A 23,378-nucleotide genomic window follows, 5' to 3' on the forward strand; every position below is an offset into this window, starting at 1 on the left:
TATTCTTCTCTTACTCTTGAACTGTGGTCTGTTGTGCCAATGTGTATTTAAGCTGTTTCATAAATTGCCCAAACTGCGGTAATAGCTGTTCAAATAAAGGATGCTGACGATTTTCCAACAGTGTTTCACCAAACAACTTTAATCCAAGTGCAAATGCAGCAGTGGCATCTTTATCAAACAATTTTGCCTGTTGCATACGCTCGACAATCGCCAAAATATCATCATGATTACCTACATTGAATGCCAATTTTTCAGTATAGGTTGAGGGTTGTCCCTTGGCATCACAAAGATGTTGCACTGTAATATGATATTGATGTTGTTTCATTTTATTGTCCTTTTAACGAATAAATTTAAAACTCAGCTTTAGGTTGTACATGTAAGATGAGTTCAACCTTGACCAGTTGCTGTTGCATAACATCAGTCAACTGGTTCAGATAGTTGGATAAATCTTGATGTTAAAATACTTCGACTTGCCCATTTTACAAATATAAGATTTGAAACTGCGTTCGTTGTTACCGTATTACAAAACTGGCTTTGGCGCGTTGATGGTATTGTCGTTCAATCAATTTTGCTTGTTCTAGCTCTGTCAGTACGCGATAGATAGTGGCCAAACTCAAACCACTTTTGTAAATATAGCTGTTCTGCACTACACGCTACTGTGGCATCCAATAATTGCTGCAAAATGGAAGTGCGAGCTGAAGAGACTTTTAAATGTGCCTGTTTTAATAATTCCTGACTTTGCATACTAGGCTCGAGATCCTTAAAGTCGACCAATTGCCACGGCAGCAGCATCAATTTGTGCAGCAATCTGACGCACGGTTTCAGCATCAAGAGGTTTAGCATTTAGTTTTAGGCGTAGTGAAGTTTTTAAGTTTTCCATAGCACGATGAATATCCATCAGCTCATCTTTATTTTGTATATCTCGCTTGGTTTCCAACTTATCTAATAGCTGCTGAATCACGGAATGCTGTTCTTTTAAATGTATTTTTCCCGCATCCGTAATATAGAACTGCTTACGATCCCCTTCTGTCAGTTGCACTTGAACAAAACCCATATCTTCTAAATATGTTAAAGTCGGATAGATGGTGCCTGCACTTGGACTATAACCGCCTCCTACCAATTCACTAATATCTTTAATCAGTTCATAACCATGTTTGGGGGCTTGGGCAATCAGATATAGCACCAATAATTTCATTCGACCTGCTTCAAATAAACGACCACGACGTCCACCATGCGGGCGTTCTGTATAATGGGAGTACGACTCATAGTCATGATGGGAACCCTGTTTCATAATATTTATTCGCTTTATAGATGAATTTATACTTATTAAGATATATCTTTATATATCTTAAAGCAAACACTCTTTGTTTTTATGTACTAAGAATTTTGTTCTAAAGGTGAGTTTTTTTAAATAGATCTGCATCTCAAGCAATAAAAAAAGAGCGCCTAAGCGCTCTTTCTTAAATCATTCTATTTTGCCGCGAGCATAGCTCTTGGCGTAATTCAGGCAAGAAGCTTCGCTTCTTGAAATCTCTGAATTACTCCCACTCAATTGTTGCTGGTGGCTTAGATGACACGTCGTAAACAACACGTGAAACATCTTTGATTTCATTCATAATACGCGTTGAGATTTTGTCGACCAATTCATACGGTAAGTGCGCGAAACGAGCAGTCATGAAGTCCACAGTTTCAACCGCACGAAGTGCAATTACCCATGCATAACGACGACCATCACCGACTACACCAACTGATTTAACAGGTTGGAATACCGCAAATGCTTGTGCAGTTTTGTCGTACCAACCGCTATCACGAAGTTCTTGCATGAAAATGTCGTCCGCAAGACGAAGAATATCTGCATATTCTTTTTTCACTTCACCCAAAATACGCACGCCCAAACCTGGACCTGGGAATGGATGACGGTAAATCATGCTATGCGGCAAACCTAGAGTTGTACCTAGTTTACGTACTTCATCTTTAAACAAGTCACGTAATGGTTCAACAAGGTCAAATGCTAAATCTTCTGGTAAACCACCCACGTTGTGGTGCGATTTAATCACATGTGCTTTACCTTGCTTGCTTGCAGCAGATTCAATTACGTCTGGATAGATCGTACCTTGAGCCAAGAATTTCACGCCATCAAGTTTACGTGCTTCTTCTGCAAATACTTCAATGAACTCGCGACCAATGATCTTACGTTTTTTCTCAGGATCAACTTCACCTGCCAACGCTGTTAAGAAACGCTCTTCTGCATCGGCACGGATCACACGGATACCCATGTTGTCTGCGAACATTTGCATCACTTGATCACCTTCGTTTAAACGAAGTAAACCGTTGTCTACAAATACGCAAGTCAGTTGATCACCAATCGCTTTATGTAATAAAGCAGCCACAACTGATGAATCTACGCCGCCAGATAAACCAAGTAGAACTTTTTCATCACCAATCTGTTCACGTAGTTGTTCTACACGAAGATCGATAATGTGTTCTGGTGTCCATAAACCGCCACAACCACAAATTTTGTGAACAAAGTTAGATAATAACTCTGCACCTTTTGCAGTATGCGTAACTTCTGGGTGGAACTGCACGCCATAGAAACGACGGCTTTCATCAGATGCCGCAGCGAATGGGCAGCTTGGTGTACTTGCAGTTGTTGTAAAACCTTCTGGAAGACGGCTCACTTTGTCACCGTGGCTCATCCACACGTGTAATTGGTTTTCACGGTCTTGAAGCTGACCAATTAAGTGATCGCGCTGTTGAATATCAACTTCAGCATAGCCAAATTCGTGTACTGTACCCGCTTCAACCTTACCACCGAGTTGTTCAGACATGGTTTGGAAACCGTAACAGATTCCCAATACAGGCACACCTAATTCAAACACCACTTGCGGTGCACGTGGACTGCCTTCTTCATGCACACTTTCAGGTCCACCCGATAAAATAATACCGTTTGGATTAAACGCACGGATGTCTTCTTCAGACATATCGTAGGCATACATTTCAGAATATACACCCGCCTCGCGTACGCGACGTGCAATAAGCTGACTATATTGAGAGCCGAAATCCAAAATAAGGATACGATCTTCAGTAATTTGAGAATTGGTAGTCATGACAAACAACTATGATAGGCAAACGAATATAAGCGCCATATTCTACCATTTTTCCAGTTATTAAGCACACTATTTGGACAACCAATAAATATACATATAAAACAAATATTTAAATAAAAAGCACCGAACTTATCGGTGCTTCTGACTTGCAATAGGATTGCTGAATCCTACAGCAAATAATTTAAACCTCTGATTTTTCAATAAGGGCATCTAGACTGAACTTGCCTGCGCCATGCAGCATCAAGAAAAATAAGCCACCTGCCATAGCAAAGTTTTTCATAAAATTAATGGCATCGTCTGCACCACCGTGGAAAATGAACGCGGTAATAAGGCTAAATATACCTAGACCGAGTGCAGCAAAGCGCGCTTGGAAACCAAATAACAGTGCCAAACCACCGCCAAATTCAACCAAAATAGTTAAAGGCAATAATGCACCTGGCACCCCCATTGCTTCCATATAACCAACGGTAGCGCTATAGGCGGTCAATTTACCCCAGCCCGCAACCAAAAAGATATACGCGAGGAGTACACGGGCGATTAAACTCACAGCGTTATCAAACGCAGGTTGAGTCACGATATTTTTCACAACAACATTTGGATTAAACATAATTGAACCTTTTCTTAATTTTGTGGATAGGCACAGCTTAGTTTTTGTTGATAATAGAATAAATATGCATTTTTCAGACTTATCGTTTTATATTTGAAACAATAGATAGCTAAAATTAATTACGTTTTTATACTGACTTTCCGTATATGGACTGCTAGGATTTGGCTACATTTTCGCGATGTTTTACCCCATGGAACTCATTGATTTTATTTTACACGTAGATGACCATTTACTCGAATTTATTACAAATTATGGGGTATGGATTTACGCTATTTTATTTCTAATTATTTTTGTCGAAACAGGTTTAGTGGTCATGCCATTTTTACCTGGCGACAGCTTGTTATTTGCTGCAGGGGCATTGGCAGCATCTACAGGAGCAATGGATCCTTGGGTCTTGGGCATTTTACTGTTTATTGCAGCAGTTTTAGGTGACACCCTGAATTACCATATTGGTAAATATATTGGACCACGGGTATTTGAACTTGATTCGCGTTTTATTAATAAACAGCACTTGATTAATACCCAAAAATTCTTTGAAAAACATGGTGGTAAAACCATTATTTTTGCCCGCTTTGTACCTTTTGCCCGTACCTTTGCACCCTTTGTCGCAGGTGCAGGAAAAATGAATTATAAATTCTTTTTAACCTATAATTTAATTGGTGCTTTTTGCTGGATTGCCTCGTTTATTACACTCGGCTATTTATTTGGCAATATGCCTGTAGTCAAAGACAATTTCACCCATTTAATCTTCGGGATTATTATTATCAGTATCTTACCAGGCATTATCGGTTTTATTCGTCAGAAACTAGCAAAAAATAAAGTAAAAGCATAAGCGTTAAAAGAATCGAATTACCACTGGCAACATACAGATAATCAATAACATGGCCGATCCTTTATATAAATGATCGGCTTTTATTTGCTTTAAATTTCCCGCCAAAATCGCTTTGCCAAAGACCATCCAGAACAGCGCAACTGGAATCAAAATTAAAGAAAAGACTAAAAAGACCAAACCTGCACTCAAACTACTATTCCACATTTCTAATGGTAAAATTCCAGCAGCGAAAAGTAGTGCTTTCGGGTTTTTAAGCGTGGAAAAAAACAGTTGATGTGGTCGAATATGAGGATGCTTTTGATGATGCGATTGCAAATGCGTCGACTTCCATAAATGAAATGCGATCCAGAACACATATAATGCACTCAACACATGCAGCAAGGTAATCAAATGAGGCCAGACAGGATAGGTCAAATGGATAAACAGCGACCACAAGCTAATTGCATAGATGTAGCCCAATAATTCGGCCGGAATAAGTAAACTGGTTTTAGGAATACCTTGTTGATGCGCAGAGCTTGCCAGTAATGCATTGGTCGGTCCTGGAATCAGGAACACCGCAATCATCGCAAATACAAATAGCCAACTCTCAATCATAAAAACCTATTACTCAAGCTTAAAGTGTTGCACACCTTATCTGAAACCCACCCTAAAGGACAAGCCGAACCTAGTCTAAATTGAGAACCGTTAAGTTGTATACAATACAATAAACCAAGATAAGTCTTTATTTATATTATATTTTATATTGAAATATTTTGAAAAACTTTCACCCTTCATCCTTTCAGTGGTGCAATGATAAAGGGTGAAATAGCTATTTTGCAGTTCTTGGTACTACTTTAATTGGACAGTTTTTAAACTGAGCAGCTTGTACAATAGCATCTTGCTGGCCCATCAAACGGGAAATCTCGGTCTTTTTGGTATTTGAAGACTGTCCCATATTTAATGAAACACTTGGACCAAAGCCCCAGCCTCCTCCACGGCTCCAACCACCACCTAGTCCAACATCGACTCCCATTCCCGTACTTTTGGGTACTGAAACACCTTGGTCTAAATATTGTTGAATACGGTCATACTCTGCCTGTAATTGTTGACAGTTCAATGACTGATATTGTGTAGGCGAAACATAAGTCGGTTTAACCGTGGTTGCACACGCTGTCAGCAATAAACCACTTGCAGCAAGGATAGATAAAGCAATTTTTTTCATCTGTTTTCTCAATCTTATTTTTGCTCAATTTCATTGAACAATGAAAGATAGGCCTGCGTCAATTTATGATCTTTAGCTAAATAGATTAATGGCTGGTTTTGATGATGGGATTCTTTCATCAGCACTGAAGGTGGCAACATATTTTCCAATACTGGCAAGCCTTCATCTTTTAGTTGCTGCACCACTTCACGCGGCAACTTAGCTTGTGCTTGGTACTGATTCACCACAATGCCTTCAATTTCCAGTTGGTCATTATGATCATCTTGGGTTTCAATCACATTTTCAATGAGGCTTTGTAGGGCGCGTTTTGAGAATACATCACAATCGAACGGAATCAACACGCGATCTGCGGCAATTAATGCCGACAGAGTAAAAAAATTGAAGGCTGGTGGAGTATCAATATAAACACGGTCATATTTGCCTTCGAGTAACTTCAAAGCATCCCGTAATTTGTAAATTTTATGTTTGGCTTCTAAAGCATGTGCCAAAGCCCCTAAACTCGGACTGGCTGGAATCACATCAAGTTGCTTAAACGGGGTTTGATGCACATAACTTTCCAAACCTTTGGAACGATTTTTTAGTAAAGAGCCAATCGCATTGCCCAGTAAACCTGCTTTGCTTTGGGTTGTTCCCAACACTTCTTCAAAATAGTTTTCGATATTCGGTTCTAATGCAGGTTTATCCACCGAATAAGTCGCATCATCCCCCAATAAATACTGACTGGAGTTAGCTTGCGGATCCAAATCAATCACCAGTGTTTTTAAGCCCTGATAAGCACTAATCGCAGCCAAATTGACTGTAATACTCGACTTGCCTACACCACCTTTCTGATTAAACACCACACGTGTCCGCATATTCCCCCCTCCCTCAATTCTTATCTGTGATCGTTCAGCAGTGTAAACGATCATTTTTTTATCGTTATCGAAAATGTCTGACAATCAACCAAAATTTGGCTGAATCATCACCAAGCCCAAAATTGCAACAAACGCCACTACGGCTAAAAACAAGCCAGCACGGCGTTGTGCCAAAACGATCTGATCCTGCTTCTTATAGGCTTTGCTTAAAGAAGATAACAGTACGAAAAACAGAATGATTTTGGCATAAAACCAAGACTGTACCTCAAAACCTTTCATCACCAACAAGGCAACACCTGTCAAAATCAACAAGGTCATAGTACTGTGCTGAAAAGCCACAAAGAATTTACGTGCAGATGGATTCGGCAAATTACCTTCGGTGCCCGAAAATAAACTCCGCGCGCGAATCACAATTGCAACACCCGCCAATACAACAGCCAACCAATGCAGCGTTAACAACATTTGAGCATCCATAACAAGCCAATATCCTTAATGCTTAGGTGCATGTGCACATTCAGGGCTTGACGTGTCTTGTCCCTGCCATTCCGATTCTACAAAGGCATGAATTGCCAGTGCATGAATGCGACTCGGTGCCAATAAATCCCCCACAGCGGCATATACTTTTTGATGACGTTGCACTAAACGTAAGCCATCAAAGGCTTCGCTGACAATCACCACTTTGAAATGGGACTCTTTGCCAGGAAAATAACCACCATGCCCCGAAGATTCATTCACAATTTCTAAATAAGTCGGTGCCAATTGCTGTAAACGGTCACGCAGTTGTAATTCTAAGCTCATGAGAATCTGCCTTTATCTTATCCATTGTATACAGTATAGCTGTTCTACCTCTATGTTTTGTATTCAGAGGTGACTTTTAGGGTTTCAACCGTAATTTTTTAGAAAATCCGGCATAAAATGCTTGTATTTTATGCAATTGATACAAGTTTTTTCAGAAACATATTGACCATCATTTTTCATACTGTATTATACACGGCATGCGGGAATAGCTCAGTTGGTAGAGCACAACCTTGCCAAGGTTGGGGTCGCGAGTTCGAGTCTCGTTTCCCGCTCCAAATTTTTTAGTGTAAGTTTTAGAAAAAACTGCTCAATATGCGGGAATAGCTCAGTTGGTAGAGCACAACCTTGCCAAGGTTGGGGTCGGGAGTTCGAGTCTCCTTTCCCGCTCCAGATTCAAAAAAGCCCTGATCGAAAGATTGGGGCTTTTTTATTGTTGATTTTATTATATTTTTTAAAATAAGAAAGCTTTTTAGACTGCTTTCAAATAACGTCTATCCCAACGTCTTCAATTTGCAGGTGACCATAAGTGACCAAAAAGTGCCTTCAATAAATCAAAAAGATAAGAACCCCTTTCTAAAACTGCTTAAAAAATTATTCCACCGAAAATTTCTATGTCATTAGACTTCTATTATTTTCAATTCAATATTTTTACAAGATCAAATAGGATCGTGACCAAATTTGGTCACGCAATAAAACTCTCGACAAATACAGATCATTTTAAGTTTTTAAAATTCAGCCCTACTTAACTCAACATCTACATACTTGTCCCACAATCAAAAATACTCTAAAAAAATAAGGTGACCAAATTTGGTCACCTTAATTTCATAAATATTTCATCGTCTTAAGATTCTTCAGCTTGTAATTTCAGAAGATCTCCTACCTCTACATTTAATAATAAACAGAGCTTCTCAATAGTTTCAAAATCAATACGAGTCGATTGACCATTATAAAGTTTATGCAGAGTGGTTTTACTCATCCCTGTTTCACGCGCAACATCCGCAACCTTCATTCTGCGTTCTGCTAATAAGACTGGCAAATTGCAAACTATCATTAATTACCACCATTGTGTAATAAAGTACTTGCATGATGTATTAAATGCTTATAGTATTGCATTGTAATCTTAAATAACATCATTGTGATACTTTTTAAAAGGATATACATATGAACTTCACGTATCTTACTACAAAAGAACTTTCGGAACGAATTCATTACAACGAGCGTACTATCCGAAATCAACTCAAAGATAGCGTCTTACTTGAAGGCGTTCATTACATTCGCCCATTTGGTGGGCGCAAAATTCTTTTTGTTTGGGAACGCATTGAGGAAGATATGACAAAAACCTCGTTCGGCTCTCTTCATAGCCTACAACTACAATAGGAGTTCAATCACATGGCCTCAATCCGTACAAGATACGGCAAGCTTACAATTGATTTTCGGTACTTAAATAAGCGTTGCCGTGAAACAACTGCAATGGAAGATACACCTAACAATCGTAAAAAACTTGAAAAAGCGATTGAACGTATGGAAGCTGAAATGCTCTTAGGTGTATTTGATTATGCAAAATATTTTCCCAAAAGTGCTCGACTGGCAGAAATTAAAGCTGCTGAAAACCAAATCAATGCAGTGAGTTCTAAAGCACCTGTTTTTTCTAAGTACTGTGAAATATGGGTTGCTGATAAAGAAATAGAATGGCGTAGCAGCTATGCAGAAAAAATTAGGATTGTTATTCGAAAATATTTAACTCCATATTTCGGAACAATTCCTGTTATTAACATCAAAAAGTCAGACATCCTTGGATTCCGTTCATCCCTCGCCAAAGTGACATACGGAAATAACCAAGAATGCCTTTCACCATCACGAATCAACCAGATTATGACAGTACTTCGTATGATACTAGATAGCGCATCCGAACGATATGATTTTGATAGCCCTTACAAAAACATAAAAAGTTTGAAAGAAGGTCGGATTGAAGTCACGCCTTTCTCTCTTGAAGAAGTTCAGCGAATTATTACATCTGTTCGTGACGACTTTAAACCTTATTACACCATCCGCTTTTTTACGGGTATGCGCACCAGTGAAATCGATGGCCTTCAATGGAAAAATATCGACTTGCAACGTCGTGAGATCCATATCCGTGAAGCGTTAGTGAATGGTGTTCTTGGTGGAACCAAAACGTATGGTTCTGACCGCACGATCCAGATGAATGACCGGGTGTACCAAGCCTTTCTGCAACAGAAAAGCCTCAACAACGGAAAATCGGACTTCGTCTTCTGCAACCGTGATGGTGGTCCTCTAGACTACCGTTTAGTTAATAAGCGTGTATGGCACCCTATCCTGCGCTTTTTAGGATTAACGCCTCGTCGTGCTTATCAGACACGTCACACAGCTGCCACACTTTGGTTATCTGCGGGTGAAAATCCTGAATGGATTGCACGTCAGCTAGGTCATTCGACCACTGAAATGCTGTTCCGTGTTTACAGCCGCTACATTCCAAACGTCACACGTCGTGATGGCAGTGCTTTTGAAGCCATGCTGGAAAGACTAAATACAGAGGAGCCTGCTCATGAACAGTAAAGCTTTCTTTGGCGGTGTAGTCGTCAGTCCTGAAGCAGATTTGGTCGCTCGTGAACTCATTCATGAGTTACACATTCCCAAACTGCACAATCTGGCCTTTTTGCTGGAAATCAATAAATGCTTCGATGATCACCAAGCATTGAGACTCTGGCTGCAGCGAATGCTGGATGAAGGGCAAGCCCATTACGATGACTTGGCCCAACAGGCCCGTCTCCGCTTAATGAGTCTCGCTCACTCATAAAACAAACATACAAGGTCATCCAATTGATGACCTTAGCCCCTCTATACCCATAAAAAGGTAAACCCATGCATAAAGATATTTCAATTTGGATGCCACTCTATATTGGCGACTTACAGGCAAAATTTGCACGAATGACTGCAGAGCAAATCGGTGCAGCACTGCTGTTAATGATGGATTTCTGGAAAAATGGAGCTATTCCTCATGATTTAGCAACGGTATGCAGCATCACGAAATTACCGCAGCATACCAAGGCTAAAACTTTGTTGAATACGCTGACAGCATTGGAATTATTTGAAGTCGAATCTGAACAAATTCTTTCAAGTTTTTTAACCAGTTTAAAAAACCAAGCGCTGCAAAATCAACAGATGAAATCTGATAAAGCTAAAAATGCAGCTCAAGCACGCTGGAATAAATCCGCAAGTAATGCTCAAGCATCAACAAAGCAACGAAAAGTAAGTGCTCAAGCAGCTCCTGAGAAGAGCCCGAGTATTACTCAAGTCATGCTTGAACCATGCCCTTCATCTTCATCTTCATCTTCATCTTCATCTTCATCTTCATCTTCAAATTTTGAAGAAAAAAATGAGGTTTTTTTAGAAAATTCCAAATGGATTTAGGAGAAGGATCATGAATACCATGCTTAAAACGCTCCAGTTGAGCGTAGAAACAACAGAAACACTTTGCCCTATCCATCATATACCCCTGATGGAAATTGCCGGTCACAGGCTCTGTAAATTGTGTGCGAAAGAAACCGTCCATCACTCACATGCAGCCTATGCAGATGAGCTGCAACAGCGATTGCTACAACAGAAAATCAAAAACTCAGGGCTCAATAAACGCTACCTGGATCGTGGCTTCAAGAATTATGTAGTTGCCTGTCCTGCACAAGACAATGCCATCAAACTATGTCAGGCCTTTGCACAGCAGATTATTTCTGACCACAACCCGAACATGTTGATGATTGGTACACCGGGTACAGGTAAAACCCATCTGAGTGCATCAATTATTCGCAACATTCTGCATAACAGTACAAAATCTGCACGCTACTATACCAGTGCAGAAATTGCTCAAAAAATGATGGACACCTGGTCAGATTCTTCACGCTCTGAAAAGGAGGTTATCGAGCATTTCTCCGGTTTTGATTTATTGGTGATTGATGAATATGGCCTGCATGACCGGCATGAAAAACGTCTGGAGATGGTACATAAGGTTTTATATAGCCGTTACGACAACATGAAGTCCACGCTGCTAATGTCCAATTTCACATTACAGAATATACAGCGGGATTTAGGTGTCCGATTATGGTCACGCTTACACGAGAATAATTTAATTACGATACCATGCTATTGGGAAGACAACAGGCTTCTTCCTTAAAAGAAGCAATCATAATAAAAGTGTAAAACCATCCAATATGGTTTTACACTCTAAAAGGCTTTGTTGCACAACGATTTCATAACTATATGATTTTAAAAGTTTTGATTGTTTTTTGATCCAAAATTAAATTTATTTAAATCAGATGCTTACATATTTATGCAACAAAGCCACTCTAAAATCTATTAAATCATCCATTGTAAAAATAATTATATTTAAAAAAAGTTGCTTTAAAGCAACTTTTTAAATCAACTAAAAATTAATATAATGTTTACCATATTTATAAAAATGCAATATACTTATAATATATAAAATATTAATTTCTAGGAAAAAAGATGAAATTTACTGCGAACAAACTCTTAATTCCATTAAGTCTAATTATATTACTAATAAGTTTTTTAATCATTTTATACCGACTTTCCATAAATTAGATAAAATAATTCAACATACTTAACCTGAATCTCGGATAAGGATTTTTCTTCAAAAATAAAAAGATAAACGTTATTTTAGGATTAACTTTTACAGATATTAGATTAAATTGCAGAGCTTTTTATGATCAAAATGATCGATCAGCTCAAAGATGAATGGTCTTAACTCCTTAAGCAGGATTCAGATTACTTAATTAGATCTCTTTCATAAGTCATTTTTCACTCAATTCCATATGGTAAATTCCAGCGATTAAGTTGAATCTCAGACCGAGTCTCTTACCTCTATTTCGGTAACGGTCAGCTAGAATTTTAAAGGTCTTAAGTCGACCAAATACGTGCTCAATCCCGATTCTTCTTCTGTTAATCTCTTGGTTATACATTTTAAGCTGAGGATCTAACTTACAGTGCCGTTTGGCTTTTAACGGCAATAGGCTCTTAGTGTAAAAACAGCATAAATTCCTTGATAGCCTTTATCTGCAAGGATAAAAGTCCCTTCAGGAATTTGATTTAAATTGCGTTTGAGCAACTCGAAATCATGCACTGCACCGGGACTGCTACATAAACTCAGAATTTGCTGAGTTTTATAGTGAATCATGGCCTGTACTTTAAAGGTATGCGTCTTTTTCTTGCCACTATAGCTTTTCTTCTGTTTTTTTAGGTCTTTGTATTGGAATTTCTGTGGCATCCACGATGACAACATTCCAGTCTATACCTTCACCTGCAGGTAAATTCTTCGGTAAATTGAACAGGTTTGACTGAATTAAGCAGTCTTCCACATGACGTACAATTCGCGAAACTGTTGGCTCTGAAACACCATAGCTTGTTGCAACGTGAAATAAAGTTCGATACTCGCCCCAATAGCTCAGACACAGAAGAACCTGGTCTTCGAGACTTAGCTTGGATGGTCTACCTTTAGCAGGAACCTGCTTCTGTAATTGTTCCACCATTACATAAAAGGTTGACCATGAGATGCCTGTATATCGCCTAAACTGTGTTTCAGAAAGCTTCTTCGAATCGATGTGTTTCATCAGCAGATTATGCATTAATGCTAAAAAATCCGGGGTACAAATATTAATCAAAAAGATGATCGCTTTTTTGATTTATGAAAGAGATCTATTAACTTGAAATTTTTACGCATCTTAAATTAATAAAATCCGATTTAACCAATTTAAAACCGGATTTTTTTATCAAATAATATCACCTAATAACGTCTGTTGTGCATTATGAGGCTTTTGATCTTCTGTCGAGATGTTACGGCACCAACTACCATCACTTTGCAATAACCATGATTGCTGATTATCCATTAAATAATTTTCTAACCCTTGCTGATAAATTCTTTTTTTGAGTCCAGTATTTTCAATAGGAAAGCACACTTCAACACGTTTAAATAAATTACGCTCCATCCAGTCAGCACTAGAACAATACACACGTGTATCACCATTATTGTAAAAATAATAGACACGAGTATGCTCAAGAAAACGCCCTACAATTGAGCGAACACGAATATTTTCTGATAAGCCAATTAGGCCTGGACGTAAACAACAAATAGAACGAATGATTAATTCTACTTGTACACCTGCTTGAGAAGCCTCATATAATTTATTTATTAATTGAACTTCTGTCAGTGCATTAACCTTAATGATAATTTTTGCAGGTTTACCTTGTTTAGCAAGGGTAATTTCATTATCAATAAATACAATTAACTGGCTATGTAGAGTAAAAGGTGCATGTAGAAGTTTCTTTAACTTAACCATCTTCCCCATACCCGTCAATTCTTGAAAAATACGATGTACATCTTCACATAAGTCTTGATTTGTAGTTAATAATCCATAGTCTGTATAAATTTTAGCATTCCCTGCATGATAATTCCCTGTGCCTAAATGTGCGTAGCGCACCAATTTTTGATTTTCTCGACGCACGACCAAAATCATTTTGGCATGTGTTTTATAGCCCACAATACCATATACCACAACAGCACCGGCTTCTTGCAATACATTAGCTACAGCAATATTGGACTCTTCATCAAACCGTGCACGTAACTCGATTACTGCAGTGACTTCTTTACCATTTCTTGCTGCTTCAGCCAAAATTTGTACAATTTCCGAGTCCGCTCCACTTCGGTACAAGGTCTGTTTAATAGCTAAAACATGCGGATCTTGCGCAGCCTCACGTAATAATCGAATTACAGGTTTGAACGACTCAAAAGGATGATGCAGTAAAATATCTTCTTTCTGCATCGCACTAAAAATACTGGCAGATTTTTTAAGTATTTTTGGTATCGCAGGAGTATGAGGTTCATAACGTAAAGATGGGCGTTTAAAATCCGAAACTAATCGAGCTAAATTAACTGGCCCATCGACACGATACAATTGATGTGCATGTAAATCGAATTCTTTGAGTAGGTATTCATAAATATGTAATGGACAATTTTTATTGACCTCCAAACGTACTGCCCGACCAAAACGGCGTGAACTGAGTTCGTCTTTTAAGGCTTCCGCTAAGTCTTCAACATCTTCAGTTAACGTTAAATCTGCATTTCGGGTTACTCTAAATTGATAGCAACCCGTTGCCGTCATTCCCGGAAATAAATCAGACACATGAGTATGAATAATTGAAGAGAGCATCACATGATGCTCTTTGCCTTCGGTCAACTCATCTGGCAAACGCACCACACGTGGCAATGAACGTGGTGCAGGAACCACTGCCAAATCGATCTGACGGCCAAAGGCATCCTTACCATCCAAAGTCACAATGAAATTAAGTGATTTGTTGACCAAGCGTGGAAAGGGATGCGCAGGATCTAAACTTATTGGTGTTAAGGCTGGTACAACCTGTTCCTGAAAATATTTTTTGACCCAATTAGATTGTGCTTGAGTTAACTCTCCACGTCTTAAAAAGCTGATGCCTTCTTCTCTTAACTGCGGAAAAATTTGCTCATTTAAAATTTGATATTGGCGTTCAATCGCAGCATGTGCTGTCTCCGAAATTTGATGTAAAATTTCTTGTGGGGATAAACCATCAGCCGTTTGTATGTCTCGCTCTTGAACAAAATGTTCCAACATAGTTGCAACACGAATTTCAAAAAACTAATCTAAATTTCTAGAAAAAATTAATAAAAAATTCAATTTTTCTAAGAGTGGATTTAAAGGATCGACCGCTTGTTCTAAGACACGTAAATTAAAATCTAAAATTGACAACTCGCGATTAATATATCGCTCAACTTGACCATATACCGGGGGAGAGGCTTGTGTAACTACGGAATTCATATACTACCCATATTTCTTAAAAGCAATGCCATTTTTAGTTGGCTAAAAATAAATAGAATTACAAAACAAAAACTTAAATATCATTCTAAAATATTGAAAATAAATCCTAAATTTACTGAATAACCATCCAAAGTACCGCCATTAAAATCGCCATATGCAGCATTTGTGCGGGGGCAAAATATAGAAAATATTTCCCGCCACCAGTTAAAAATGCATTGATGCTTTTAGAAAATGCATGTGCAGCCAAACCAATCATCATAGCGTAGACCAACGTCATCTGCTGTGGTGTTCCTTGCATCACCACCGTTGCCATGGCGGCATGCACTTCAAATAAAGAAGCGAAGAATGCCCCAATAATCAAACCGCTATCACCCAACACTACATTCAAGCCATATACCGCTGCTTGAATCACTGTCAGTGTTACCACAATGATCAAGGCTTCCTTAATGCTGAACATACGACTGTCCATATGCGTAATATCATTTTGTGGTGTAGCCTGTTGACCCATCGTCGCTTTGGATGAATGAATTAACATCAAGGCAATGATCAAAAGCACTGCAATGCCAATACTGCAAGGCAACAATAAAACCTTAAACCAAGCAAAATTAATCCCTGCGACAATAATCAGCAGCTGTAACAGGGTCGCAATACAGGAAATTAAGCCTGCACCAGCATTAGATTTGGCTTCTGCTTTGCCTGAACGGACTTCCATGCCCAAACTGGCAATAGTTGCGGTGCTAGAAACAAAACCGGATGCCAAAGATGACAACATCAAGGCTTTATTGTTTGGCAAGAGACGTTTAGCAATATGTGCCAAGGACTGTACGCCTAAAATCATGATCAGCAGTTTTAGAATCACATATGGATTGAGTACTGTGCCCCACATTGCCTGATCCGGCATCAGTGGCAAGGCAATTAAAATCAGTGCCAGTAAAAACAAACCGTCACGCAGTTCAAAATGCTGAATCCAATTGCCAGCAAAATAATGCAATGACTGCTTGCCAATTAAAATCAGACACAACACTACCGCTAACCCTGCAGCAAGCGGCACATTAAACACACATAATGCACCAATCAAATAGGTCATCAAAAATGCCAGTTCAGTGGTCGCACCAATATCCTGTTTTTGTTTAATCAGGCTATAAACACAAAAAGTCGTGACTGAAAATGCACCTAAGATACCTACTGCAAGATGTAGTAAAAAACATACTGCCCCAAGCAAGGCGCAAATGGTAAATGAACGCAGTCCGGCAAAACTGGGTTCACTTTCTTTACGATTATGCTTTTCTCGTTCTAAACCGATTAATAAACCGCAGCCTAATGCAGATACCATGACTCTCAATAATTCTTGAAAGGACAAATCTAGTAATACAGTATTCAATGTCTTAGCCTCAGCACAGCTGGATAAAAAATGCGATGAACCACATTCATCAAGACTCCTCTAAAAGACGCTCATACATCACATTTGAGAAACGATAGCTATGTGCAATTAAGCGATCCATCCAACGCTGTGCAGCTAATAATTCCACCCCTTTGGACGCGCTTAATTGATTTACTTCGGTATATTCCATGACTTTTTCGCGCATTTCGGCACGATGGCTACTGGTCCATTTTTTTAAGTGATTTAAATCGGCTCTAAGACTTTCAATGACTGACTGATCTGCTAACTGTTCTATATTTGAAAAGTAACTTTCTAAAATATTGCAATAATCTAGTGCTAACTGAAAAATTGCCGGTTGTGTTCGTAGCAATATCGCATTATCTAAACGCTCTAAATCATTATGTAAGACACGTACATAGACCATTACTCGCAGTAATGATAAGAATTTTTGTTTGAGTGCAGGATGCTCAGGAATCGCTATTTTTTCTAAATACTGCTCAATATGCTGAATAATCTCATTCAGCGTATTCAACTGTTGCTGTCTAGGTAATGTACCGGTCTGAAAAACCATTTGTAGAATTTTAAAAATCTCAAATATGCTGAAATATACCGCCTTTTCCGCGGCCTGTACTGCAATGGCAGGTACTTGCAAACTTGCATCATCCAGACTGTCTAAAATGGCAGGATTATTACTTGGCAACCATTGGATAATTTTCTGTTCTAAAAATTTCAGACTTGGCATAAACATACATGCCCCCAACACACTGAATGCTGTATGAAACATCGCGAGCATAATCACCTGATCAATGCTGCTGAAAAATGCACTGTGTTTAATCAACCAAAGAAAAAACGGTGCTAACAGGAAAAATGCAGCAATCGCACTCACGAGATTAAAAATCACGTTCACAGCAACTGTACGTTTGGCATTGATCGAAGCGCCAATCACCGAAATCACGGTAATGCTGACTGCTCCAATATTTTGCCCAATCACCATATATAGCGCCTGCGGCAAGTCAATCGTACCACTGACTAAGGCAGCCATAGTCGCTGTAATAGATGCACTAGAGGACTGCAGCAGCATTGCCATAATGATGCCGATCAGCACCAATAACAATTGTGACCACAAGCTGTCATAACCAAAAAAGGATAAATCTGAGTGTGCAGCAAACCCCGCCATGGCTTTTTGCAAAACATCGATGCCAAAGAAAATCAGACCAAAGCCTGCAATCACAAGGCCCAATAAAGCCATTTGGCCTTTAGCGATGAGTTTAAGCAGAGCGCCTAAAGCAATCATCGGTAATGCCAACATGGAAATGGAAAATTTCATGCCCAAAAATGCCACAATCCAACCAGTACTGGTTGTGCCGATATTAGCACCAATCACCACACTCATGGCTTGCGTGAAACTGAGTACCCCTGCTCCGACAAAACCAATGGCGGCGACAATTGTTGCTGTAGATGAATGCACCAGCAATGTCATACCCAAACCTGACAGCATGGCTTTAAACGGCGTTGCCGTAAACCTTGTCAGTAACTCCTTCAAGGTCTGACCTGCAATTTCTTTAAGGCTATCAGTCAGTAACGTCATACCAATTAAAAATAGACCGACACCGCCGCATAGTTCAGAGAGAATTTGAAGCACTACATTCCCCTATAAATTTCAAAAAAATTATGCTATTCAATGACATTTATTTAAATCTTGCGCCATTGAATTATTATCAAAGAATAAAAAAAAAGCAGGCAGACTATTCAGGGAGTCATCTGCCTGCAAAAGGGAAACCCTTTACGCCATGGTATGAATCGTGTCTTTAAAGCGCTTCCAAGACACATAAAAAAACACTGACGCAATACCTAACAACCATACAAATGATGGCCACACCACATCGAATCCTGCATTACGGTATAAAATGGCCTGAGCCAAAGAGACGAAGTGTGTAGTTGGGGCAATCATCATGACCTGCTGCACTATTTCCGGCATGCTTTCACGTGGGGTTAACCCACCTGACAACATTTGCATTGGAATTAGTACCAACATCATTAGCAAGCCAAACTGCGGCATGGATTTCGAAACGGTTGCCATATAAATACCCATCGAAGTAGTTGCAAACAGTGTGAGTAAGGCGCCAAAGAAAAATAGCGGCAAACTGCCGTCAATCGGTACATGCAATACACCTTGAACCACGACTTTTAAGCCAACAAATGCAGCGATTAATACCACAAGACTCATTGACCAGACTTTGGACATCATGATTTCAAATACCGTTACTGGCATTACCATCAAATGTTCAATGGTGCCATGCTCACGTTCACGAATCAGCGCTGCACCAGTCAGAATAATTGAAAGCATTGCCACGTTATTAATAATCTGCATGACACTCATAAACCATTGCTTTTCAAGTGTTGGATTAAAACGCGAGCGTATCGCCAAATCTATAGGCAGATTAGTGACTTCACGGTTACGCAGCACATATTCATTCACTTCAGACTGAATTATCTGCTGAATATAGCCTGCACCCGACATAGCTTGAGTCATACGGGTTGCATCAACATTGACTTGAATCTCCGCACTTTCGCCAGACAACACATCTTGCTGAAAATTGGCTGGAATATTTACTGCAAAAGTAAACTCACCTGCATCCATACCCTCATCCATCGTGTTCAGCGTTGTCGTTTTACTGGTAAAATTTGGAGGATAAAATGCTGAAGAAATCCGTTCAGACAAAGTTGAATGATCCTCATCAACAATCGCAATCGGCGCCATATTCAATGTTTCTTTTACAGCAGTTGATGATGTGTAAACTGATACAGTAAAAGTGTAAATAATTAACACTAGCATGATTGGATCACGCCAGAGACTCCAAAGCTCTTTACAGCCGAGCTGATAGATATTCTGTAATTTTGTGAACATCTTATTGCTCCTGTTTCTTCAGCAAGGCAATAGCAGCAAACATTACTACCGGAACAGCCATGGCAATGATCCAAATGGCCTGTTTCAAATCATCAAAGCCCAAACCTTTATTAAAAATTCCACGACTGATATTGACCATATGCGTTGCCGGATAAATTTCCCCAAACCAGCGTCCAAACCCTTCCAAAGACGATACAGGATTGATAATTCCAGCAAACTGCATAACTGGTATCAAAGTCCCAATCATGACTAAAAACATTGAAGCAATCTGGCTTTTGGTAATAGTAGATGCCAATAGGCCCATACCTGTGGCAAAAATTACAAACAAAAAAGAAGTTAAGGTCAGAGCAAAGAAGCTACCTTTTACAGGTACATCAAATAAAGTAACCATGACCAAACACATAAGGAAATAGTTCAGCATTGCCAACAAAATATACGGAATCTGTTTACCAATTAAAAATTCTGTTCGCGTCACTGGTGTGACATACAAATTCACAATCGAACCTAATTCTTTTTCTCGCACCACAGATAAAGCAGTCAGCATGGCAGGAATCAACAGCAGTAATAAAGGCAGTACTGCGGGCGACATTGCTGGCAAACTTTTAATATCTGGGTTATAGCGGTAGCGGGTTTCAACACTCACAGCGCTAGATGTTTTATAACCACTTTGTTCTAATGCTTTTTGCATCAGCCAATACGTGTGAATCCCCTGCACATAACCTTGCACAGTTTCTGCACGCTGTGGCATCGCACCATCAATCCACGCAGCGACTTGCACCTGTTCACCACGAGCAACATCACGAGCAAAATTTGGCGGAATTTCTATCGCCAAGGAAATATCCCCACTACGCATACGCTGATCAATATCATCATAGCTTTGCAGCGATGGCTGTTCGATAAAATAGCGCGACCCTGCAATACTCATGCTGTAGTTTTGACTTAAGCTCGTTTGGTCACGATCCAGCACAGCGAATTTGAGGTCTTCAACATCCATGGTGATGCCGTAGCCCATGACCAGCAGTAAAATTAATGACCCCATTAAAGCCATGGTTGCGCGAATCGGATCACGCGCCAACTCCAAAGATTCACGCCAGGCAAAACTCAATAACCGGCGCAAACTGAATTTTTTTGGCTTGGCATTCAGTTCTTTACTGCCATTTGTTTCAGCAATACTTTCCGCCAAATCATTGGGCTGATCTTTAGTGCCTGCACCAGCATCAATCAAATAACCGATAAAAGCTTCTTCAAGTGTTTCAGCATGGCGGTTTTTAATCAGCTGTGCTGGTGACGCACTGTCAAGCACCCGTCCAGCGTGCATCATTGACATTCGGTCACAGCGCAAGGCTTCATTCATAAAATGCGTTGAAATAAAGATCGTGACCCCATCATTACGCGACAAATTGATTAAATAGCGCCAGAAATTATCACGCGCAATCGGGTCAACCCCAGATGTTGGTTCATCCAGAATTAAAATTTCAGGATTATGCACCAGTGCCACTGCGAGTGATAAACGCTGACGAACCCCCAAGGGCAAATCATCAGGCAGTTTTTCTTTCACATTCTCAAGATCAAAACGCTCGAGCATCAGTTGTACACGCGGCTCAATTTGCTCTTGTGGCACATGAAATAATTTGGCATGCAATACCAAATTCTGCACAATAGTCAGTTCGCTATACAGGGAAAAAGCCTGCGACATATAGCCCACACGACGCCGGGTTTCAATATTGCTGCCTTCAACGGGCTGACCAAACAGCCATGCCTGCCCTTCCGATGCTTCTAAGAGGCCCGTCAGCACTTTCATGGTGGTAGATTTACCGCAGCCATTTGAACCTAGAAAGCCAAAAATCTCACCACGTTTAATTTGAAAATTAACATGATCTACAGCAGTAAAATCTCCGAATTTTACTGTTAAATCTTTCGCTTCAAGTGCAAAGGTATCTGAACCATAATCTGGCAAGGGCGGGATCACGACAGGTTCATAACCGGCTTTTTTTTCTTCTGGCAGCAATTTAATAAATGCATCTTCTAAGCTGATGCTTTGGGTTTGACTGAGCAGCTCCTGCGGTGTGCCAGTTTTTAAAATTTCCCCATCATCCATCATTGCAAGCCAGTCGAAACCTTGTGCCTCATCCATATAAGCAGTAGCAACAATTACACTCATATGTGGACGAACTTTGCGAATACGGTTAATTAATTCCCAAAATTGCGCTCGTGCCAAAGGGTCAACCCCTGTTGTAGGCTCATCTAAAATCAGAAAATCCGGATCATGAATTAAAGAGCAGCATAGACTCAATTTCTGCTTCATCCCGCCAGAAAGTTTTCCTGCTGGGCGATCTAAAAAATTGTATAAACCTGTACTCTTGGTCAGTTCATCAATTCGTTTGCGGCGCTCGATGGCATCATGTCCAAATAACCGGGCCACAAATTGTAAATTTTCTTCAACAGTTAATGTTTTATAGAGGTTTTTTCCTAGACCCTGCGGCATATAGGCAATATATGGGCAGACCTGAATTCGATGATATTTATCTGCAATATCACCACCCAAGACTGTTACTTTCCCCTGCTGCACAATTTTAGCACCTGACAGCAAAGCCAATAAGCTAGATTTACCTACCCCATCTGGACCGATCAAACCAATCATGCAACCTTCAGGTAACGTTAACGACACTTTATTAAGCGCGACTGTTTTTCCATATTTCAGGCTGACATTTTCAATTTCTGCAACAAACGATCCTTTTTCAGATTGTTGTGTCATCATTTAGCTTTTTTCTCTAAAAATGTCGGCCACACTGCCTGATCATCAATTTTGATATATGCCACACCCGGCAAACCTGTTTTGACTTGTTCAATATTATTGTTTAATAAAGTCGGATCAATTTTCGCTTTAACACGGAACATCAATTTTTGGCGTTCGCTTTCAGTTTCCACCGATTTTGGTGTGAACTGTGCAGTATCTGCAACAAATGACACTTTGGCAGGAATCACCACATTTTTTGCGGCATCCAACACAATGCGAACTTCTGTACCAATGGCGATATGCCCTGCGACAGTTTCCGGCAAAAAGAAGGTCATATACACATCAGACAGATCAATCAGATTTAAAACACGTCCACCTGCTGCCACCAATTCACCCGGCTGTGCAACACGGAACTGCACTCTTGCTTTTAATGGAGCACGTAATTGCGCATCATCCATATCAAATTTAATACGTTCAATCGATGCTTTGATTGCGTCAACTTGAGAATGAGCCGCTGAAACTTGACTTTTAGAGGCCACGATCGCACCTTGCGCACTTTGCACTTGTGCTTTAGCTGCGCTTAATACCGCTGCTACTTGCTGCGCAGAGGCACGTTCATCATCGAGTTGCTGCTTTGATGAGGCTCCCTCTTTGGCTAAAACCTCAGTACGCGCCAAACGGTTTTTAGCGGCCATCAATTCGGTTTCACGCTGCTGTACCATTGCCTCAGCAGCAGATTTTTCACTAATGCGCATTGACACTTGTGCTTCAGCAGTGGCAATTGCATCCTGTGCTTGACGCTGCTGGGCTTCCAATTCACGCAATTGGGCCTCTAAAGCAGAAATTTTAACCCGCGCCAAGATTTGACCAGGCTCGACAAAGTCACCTTCTTTAACCAAAATTTCTTCTAACTGACCAGATAGCTTACTAGATACGTTAATTTCAGTGGCTTCAATACGTCCATTGCCACTGACTAAGGCATCAGTGTCTGGCTTATTCATATTTTTCCAGATCAGATAAGCGACCAACCCTAAAACAACGATGAACCCAGCAATGGTTATTTTCTTAAAATTCAT

At 39.8% G+C, this 23,378-nt stretch carries 26 protein-coding genes, 2 tRNA genes and 1 pseudogene; 8 read left to right on the plus strand and 21 right to left on the minus strand.

Features of this window, described 5'->3' with window-relative positions:
* Positions 1 to 10 precede the first annotated feature (10 nt).
* The 6 genes from C3F34_RS06005 to C3F34_RS06025 all read right to left on the minus strand — a co-directional run bounded on the left by C3F34_RS06005 (position 11) and on the right by C3F34_RS06025 (position 3,714).
* The gene (locus C3F34_RS06005) at positions 11 to 325 is read right to left on the minus strand and encodes a DUF3861 domain-containing protein (protein WP_044739574.1); all 315 of its coding nucleotides are present in this window, start codon (positions 323 to 325) and stop codon (positions 11 to 13) included.
* 187 nt (positions 326 to 512) lie between these two features.
* Positions 513 to 590, minus strand: a complete 78-nt coding sequence (locus C3F34_RS20805) for a hypothetical protein (protein ID WP_416333160.1) — start codon at positions 588 to 590, stop codon at positions 513 to 515.
* Entirely contained in the window at positions 559 to 744 is a 186-nt protein-coding gene (locus tag C3F34_RS06010) for a hypothetical protein (RefSeq protein WP_044739573.1), read from the minus strand. Before C3F34_RS06010 ends, C3F34_RS20805 begins: the two co-directional genes overlap by 32 nt.
* Positions 745 to 760: 16 nt before the next feature.
* Positions 761 to 1,291: a PadR family transcriptional regulator gene (locus C3F34_RS06015; RefSeq protein WP_104441248.1), complete on the minus strand. Its 531-nt coding sequence runs from the start codon at positions 1,289 to 1,291 to the stop codon at positions 761 to 763.
* Positions 1,292 to 1,538: 247 nt separating this feature from the next.
* Entirely contained in the window at positions 1,539 to 3,107 is a 1,569-nt protein-coding gene (gene guaA, locus C3F34_RS06020; protein ID WP_044739571.1) for a glutamine-hydrolyzing GMP synthase, read from the minus strand.
* A gap of 181 nt (positions 3,108 to 3,288) precedes the next feature.
* Positions 3,289 to 3,714 carry a DoxX family protein gene (locus C3F34_RS06025; protein ID WP_044739570.1) on the minus strand — a complete coding sequence of 142 codons (426 nt, stop codon included), beginning with the start codon at positions 3,712 to 3,714 and terminating at the stop codon, positions 3,289 to 3,291.
* A gap of 190 nt (positions 3,715 to 3,904) precedes the next feature.
* Between C3F34_RS06025 and C3F34_RS06030 the strand changes: the two genes are divergently transcribed.
* A complete protein-coding gene (locus tag C3F34_RS06030; RefSeq protein WP_044739569.1) occupies positions 3,905 to 4,546 on the plus strand; it encodes a DedA family protein in 642 nt (213 codons plus the stop codon).
* A gap of 3 nt (positions 4,547 to 4,549) precedes the next feature.
* Here C3F34_RS06030 and C3F34_RS06035 read toward each other — a convergent pair whose 3' ends face one another.
* The 5 genes from C3F34_RS06035 to C3F34_RS06055 all read right to left on the minus strand — a co-directional run bounded on the left by C3F34_RS06035 (position 4,550) and on the right by C3F34_RS06055 (position 7,399).
* The gene (locus C3F34_RS06035) at positions 4,550 to 5,140 is read right to left on the minus strand and encodes a LysE family translocator (protein ID WP_104441249.1); all 591 of its coding nucleotides are present in this window, start codon (positions 5,138 to 5,140) and stop codon (positions 4,550 to 4,552) included.
* A 214-nt stretch (positions 5,141 to 5,354) separates the two neighbouring features.
* The gene (locus C3F34_RS06040) at positions 5,355 to 5,747 is read right to left on the minus strand and encodes a hypothetical protein (protein WP_104441250.1); all 393 of its coding nucleotides are present in this window, start codon (positions 5,745 to 5,747) and stop codon (positions 5,355 to 5,357) included.
* A 14-nt stretch (positions 5,748 to 5,761) separates the two neighbouring features.
* Entirely contained in the window at positions 5,762 to 6,601 is an 840-nt protein-coding gene (locus tag C3F34_RS06045) for a ParA family protein (RefSeq protein WP_104441251.1), read from the minus strand.
* Positions 6,602 to 6,685: 84 nt separating this feature from the next.
* Positions 6,686 to 7,075 (minus strand): SirB2 family protein, encoded by a 390-nt coding sequence (locus C3F34_RS06050; protein WP_104441252.1) that lies wholly within the window; start codon positions 7,073 to 7,075, stop codon positions 6,686 to 6,688.
* A 15-nt stretch (positions 7,076 to 7,090) separates the two neighbouring features.
* On the minus strand, positions 7,091 to 7,399 hold the full coding sequence (locus C3F34_RS06055) for a BolA family protein (RefSeq protein WP_016165636.1): 309 nt from the start codon (positions 7,397 to 7,399) through the stop codon (positions 7,091 to 7,093).
* Positions 7,400 to 7,598: 199 nt separating this feature from the next.
* On the opposite strand from C3F34_RS06055, the gene C3F34_RS06060 reads away from it, so the two are divergent.
* Positions 7,599 to 7,674: transfer RNA gene (locus C3F34_RS06060), tRNA-Gly, on the plus strand.
* Between the two features lie 39 nt (positions 7,675 to 7,713).
* Positions 7,714 to 7,789, plus strand: a tRNA-Gly gene (locus tag C3F34_RS06065).
* Positions 7,790 to 8,240: 451 nt separating this feature from the next.
* Here the strand turns inward: C3F34_RS06065 and C3F34_RS06070 are convergent.
* The gene (locus C3F34_RS06070) at positions 8,241 to 8,450 is read right to left on the minus strand and encodes a helix-turn-helix domain-containing protein (protein WP_084792783.1); all 210 of its coding nucleotides are present in this window, start codon (positions 8,448 to 8,450) and stop codon (positions 8,241 to 8,243) included.
* 110 nt (positions 8,451 to 8,560) lie between these two features.
* Here C3F34_RS06070 and C3F34_RS06075 point away from each other — a divergent pair, with 110 nt between their 5' ends.
* The 5 genes from C3F34_RS06075 (at position 8,561) to C3F34_RS06095 (ending at position 11,585) form a co-directional block, all read left to right on the plus strand.
* Entirely contained in the window at positions 8,561 to 8,776 is a 216-nt protein-coding gene (locus tag C3F34_RS06075) for a hypothetical protein (protein WP_004684369.1), read from the plus strand.
* Between the two features lie 12 nt (positions 8,777 to 8,788).
* A complete protein-coding gene (locus tag C3F34_RS06080) occupies positions 8,789 to 9,973 on the plus strand; it encodes an Arm DNA-binding domain-containing protein (protein WP_104441253.1) in 1,185 nt (394 codons plus the stop codon).
* The gene (locus C3F34_RS06085) at positions 9,963 to 10,214 is read left to right on the plus strand and encodes a hypothetical protein (protein WP_104441254.1); all 252 of its coding nucleotides are present in this window, start codon (positions 9,963 to 9,965) and stop codon (positions 10,212 to 10,214) included. The genes C3F34_RS06080 and C3F34_RS06085 overlap by 11 nt, the downstream gene beginning before the upstream one ends.
* A gap of 65 nt (positions 10,215 to 10,279) precedes the next feature.
* Positions 10,280 to 10,828, plus strand: coding sequence for a DUF1376 domain-containing protein (locus C3F34_RS06090; RefSeq protein ID WP_104441255.1), 549 nt, complete (start codon positions 10,280 to 10,282; stop codon positions 10,826 to 10,828).
* A 10-nt stretch (positions 10,829 to 10,838) separates the two neighbouring features.
* Complete coding sequence (locus C3F34_RS06095) at positions 10,839 to 11,585, plus strand: ATP-binding protein (protein ID WP_005137612.1); 747 nt, start codon at positions 10,839 to 10,841, stop codon at positions 11,583 to 11,585.
* A 637-nt stretch (positions 11,586 to 12,222) separates the two neighbouring features.
* Here C3F34_RS06095 and C3F34_RS20700 read toward each other — a convergent pair.
* From C3F34_RS20700 to C3F34_RS06135, 9 genes and pseudogenes are all read right to left on the minus strand, one after another.
* Entirely contained in the window at positions 12,223 to 12,390 is a 168-nt protein-coding gene (locus tag C3F34_RS20700) for a transposase (RefSeq protein WP_252149998.1), read from the minus strand.
* 38 nt (positions 12,391 to 12,428) lie between these two features.
* Positions 12,429 to 12,710 carry a transposase gene (locus tag C3F34_RS20705; RefSeq protein WP_252717864.1) on the minus strand — a complete coding sequence of 94 codons (282 nt, stop codon included), beginning with the start codon at positions 12,708 to 12,710 and terminating at the stop codon, positions 12,429 to 12,431.
* The gene (locus C3F34_RS06105; RefSeq protein ID WP_158654335.1) at positions 12,643 to 13,038 is read right to left on the minus strand and encodes a transposase family protein; all 396 of its coding nucleotides are present in this window, start codon (positions 13,036 to 13,038) and stop codon (positions 12,643 to 12,645) included. Before C3F34_RS06105 ends, C3F34_RS20705 begins: the two co-directional genes overlap by 68 nt.
* Positions 13,039 to 13,197: 159 nt before the next feature.
* Positions 13,198 to 15,276: pseudogene (ppk1, locus tag C3F34_RS06110) on the minus strand (polyphosphate kinase 1).
* Positions 15,277 to 15,388: 112 nt separating this feature from the next.
* Positions 15,389 to 16,657: an MgtC/SapB family protein gene (locus C3F34_RS06115; RefSeq protein WP_104441257.1), complete on the minus strand. Its 1,269-nt coding sequence runs from the start codon at positions 16,655 to 16,657 to the stop codon at positions 15,389 to 15,391.
* Positions 16,658 to 16,706: 49 nt separating this feature from the next.
* Positions 16,707 to 18,299 carry a Na/Pi cotransporter family protein gene (locus C3F34_RS06120; RefSeq protein WP_005137626.1) on the minus strand — a complete coding sequence of 531 codons (1,593 nt, stop codon included), beginning with the start codon at positions 18,297 to 18,299 and terminating at the stop codon, positions 16,707 to 16,709.
* Positions 18,300 to 18,440: 141 nt separating this feature from the next.
* Positions 18,441 to 19,565: an ABC transporter permease gene (locus tag C3F34_RS06125; RefSeq protein WP_005137627.1), complete on the minus strand. Its 1,125-nt coding sequence runs from the start codon at positions 19,563 to 19,565 to the stop codon at positions 18,441 to 18,443.
* A gap of 1 nt (position 19,566) precedes the next feature.
* Positions 19,567 to 22,323 carry a ribosome-associated ATPase/putative transporter RbbA gene (gene rbbA / locus C3F34_RS06130; RefSeq protein WP_005137628.1) on the minus strand — a complete coding sequence of 919 codons (2,757 nt, stop codon included), beginning with the start codon at positions 22,321 to 22,323 and terminating at the stop codon, positions 19,567 to 19,569.
* On the minus strand, positions 22,320 to 23,378 hold the full coding sequence (locus C3F34_RS06135) for an HlyD family secretion protein (protein WP_005137629.1): 1,059 nt from the start codon (positions 23,376 to 23,378) through the stop codon (positions 22,320 to 22,322). Before C3F34_RS06135 ends, rbbA begins: the two co-directional genes overlap by 4 nt.

The sequence above is a fragment of the Acinetobacter sp. ACNIH2 genome (assembly GCF_002934965.1).
Classification (GTDB): domain Bacteria; phylum Pseudomonadota; class Gammaproteobacteria; order Pseudomonadales; family Moraxellaceae; genus Acinetobacter; species Acinetobacter tandoii.

Excerpts from the sequence above, each read along its gene's own strand:
- C3F34_RS06005 (WP_044739574.1), bottom strand. The coding sequence starts at position 325 with ATGAAACAACATCAATATCATATTACAGTGCAACATCTTTGTGATGCC.
- C3F34_RS06010 (WP_044739573.1), bottom strand. The coding sequence starts at position 744 with ATGCAAAGTCAGGAATTATTAAAACAGGCACATTTAAAAGTCTCTTCA.
- C3F34_RS06015 (WP_104441248.1), bottom strand. The coding sequence starts at position 1,291 with ATGAAACAGGGTTCCCATCATGACTATGAGTCGTACTCCCATTATACA.
- guaA (WP_044739571.1), bottom strand. The coding sequence starts at position 3,107 with ATGACTACCAATTCTCAAATTACTGAAGATCGTATCCTTATTTTGGAT.
- C3F34_RS06025 (WP_044739570.1), bottom strand. The coding sequence starts at position 3,714 with ATGTTTAATCCAAATGTTGTTGTGAAAAATATCGTGACTCAACCTGCG.
- C3F34_RS06030 (WP_044739569.1), top strand. The coding sequence starts at position 3,905 with ATGGAACTCATTGATTTTATTTTACACGTAGATGACCATTTACTCGAA.
- C3F34_RS06035 (WP_104441249.1), bottom strand. The coding sequence starts at position 5,140 with ATGATTGAGAGTTGGCTATTTGTATTTGCGATGATTGCGGTGTTCCTG.
- C3F34_RS06040 (WP_104441250.1), bottom strand. The coding sequence starts at position 5,747 with ATGAAAAAAATTGCTTTATCTATCCTTGCTGCAAGTGGTTTATTGCTG.
- C3F34_RS06045 (WP_104441251.1), bottom strand. The coding sequence starts at position 6,601 with ATGCGGACACGTGTGGTGTTTAATCAGAAAGGTGGTGTAGGCAAGTCG.
- C3F34_RS06050 (WP_104441252.1), bottom strand. The coding sequence starts at position 7,075 with ATGGATGCTCAAATGTTGTTAACGCTGCATTGGTTGGCTGTTGTATTG.
- C3F34_RS06055 (WP_016165636.1), bottom strand. The coding sequence starts at position 7,399 with ATGAGCTTAGAATTACAACTGCGTGACCGTTTACAGCAATTGGCACCG.
- C3F34_RS06070 (WP_084792783.1), bottom strand. The coding sequence starts at position 8,450 with ATGATAGTTTGCAATTTGCCAGTCTTATTAGCAGAACGCAGAATGAAG.
- C3F34_RS06075 (WP_004684369.1), top strand. The coding sequence starts at position 8,561 with ATGAACTTCACGTATCTTACTACAAAAGAACTTTCGGAACGAATTCAT.
- C3F34_RS06080 (WP_104441253.1), top strand. The coding sequence starts at position 8,789 with ATGGCCTCAATCCGTACAAGATACGGCAAGCTTACAATTGATTTTCGG.
- C3F34_RS06085 (WP_104441254.1), top strand. The coding sequence starts at position 9,963 with ATGAACAGTAAAGCTTTCTTTGGCGGTGTAGTCGTCAGTCCTGAAGCA.
- C3F34_RS06090 (WP_104441255.1), top strand. The coding sequence starts at position 10,280 with ATGCATAAAGATATTTCAATTTGGATGCCACTCTATATTGGCGACTTA.
- C3F34_RS06095 (WP_005137612.1), top strand. The coding sequence starts at position 10,839 with ATGAATACCATGCTTAAAACGCTCCAGTTGAGCGTAGAAACAACAGAA.
- C3F34_RS20700 (WP_252149998.1), bottom strand. The coding sequence starts at position 12,390 with ATGTATAACCAAGAGATTAACAGAAGAAGAATCGGGATTGAGCACGTA.
- C3F34_RS20705 (WP_252717864.1), bottom strand. The coding sequence starts at position 12,710 with ATGTTGTCATCGTGGATGCCACAGAAATTCCAATACAAAGACCTAAAA.
- C3F34_RS06105 (WP_158654335.1), bottom strand. The coding sequence starts at position 13,038 with ATGAAACACATCGATTCGAAGAAGCTTTCTGAAACACAGTTTAGGCGA.
- C3F34_RS06125 (WP_005137627.1), bottom strand. The coding sequence starts at position 19,565 with ATGTTCACAAAATTACAGAATATCTATCAGCTCGGCTGTAAAGAGCTT.
- rbbA (WP_005137628.1), bottom strand. The coding sequence starts at position 22,323 with ATGATGACACAACAATCTGAAAAAGGATCGTTTGTTGCAGAAATTGAA.
- C3F34_RS06135 (WP_005137629.1), bottom strand. The coding sequence starts at position 23,378 with ATGAATTTTAAGAAAATAACCATTGCTGGGTTCATCGTTGTTTTAGGG.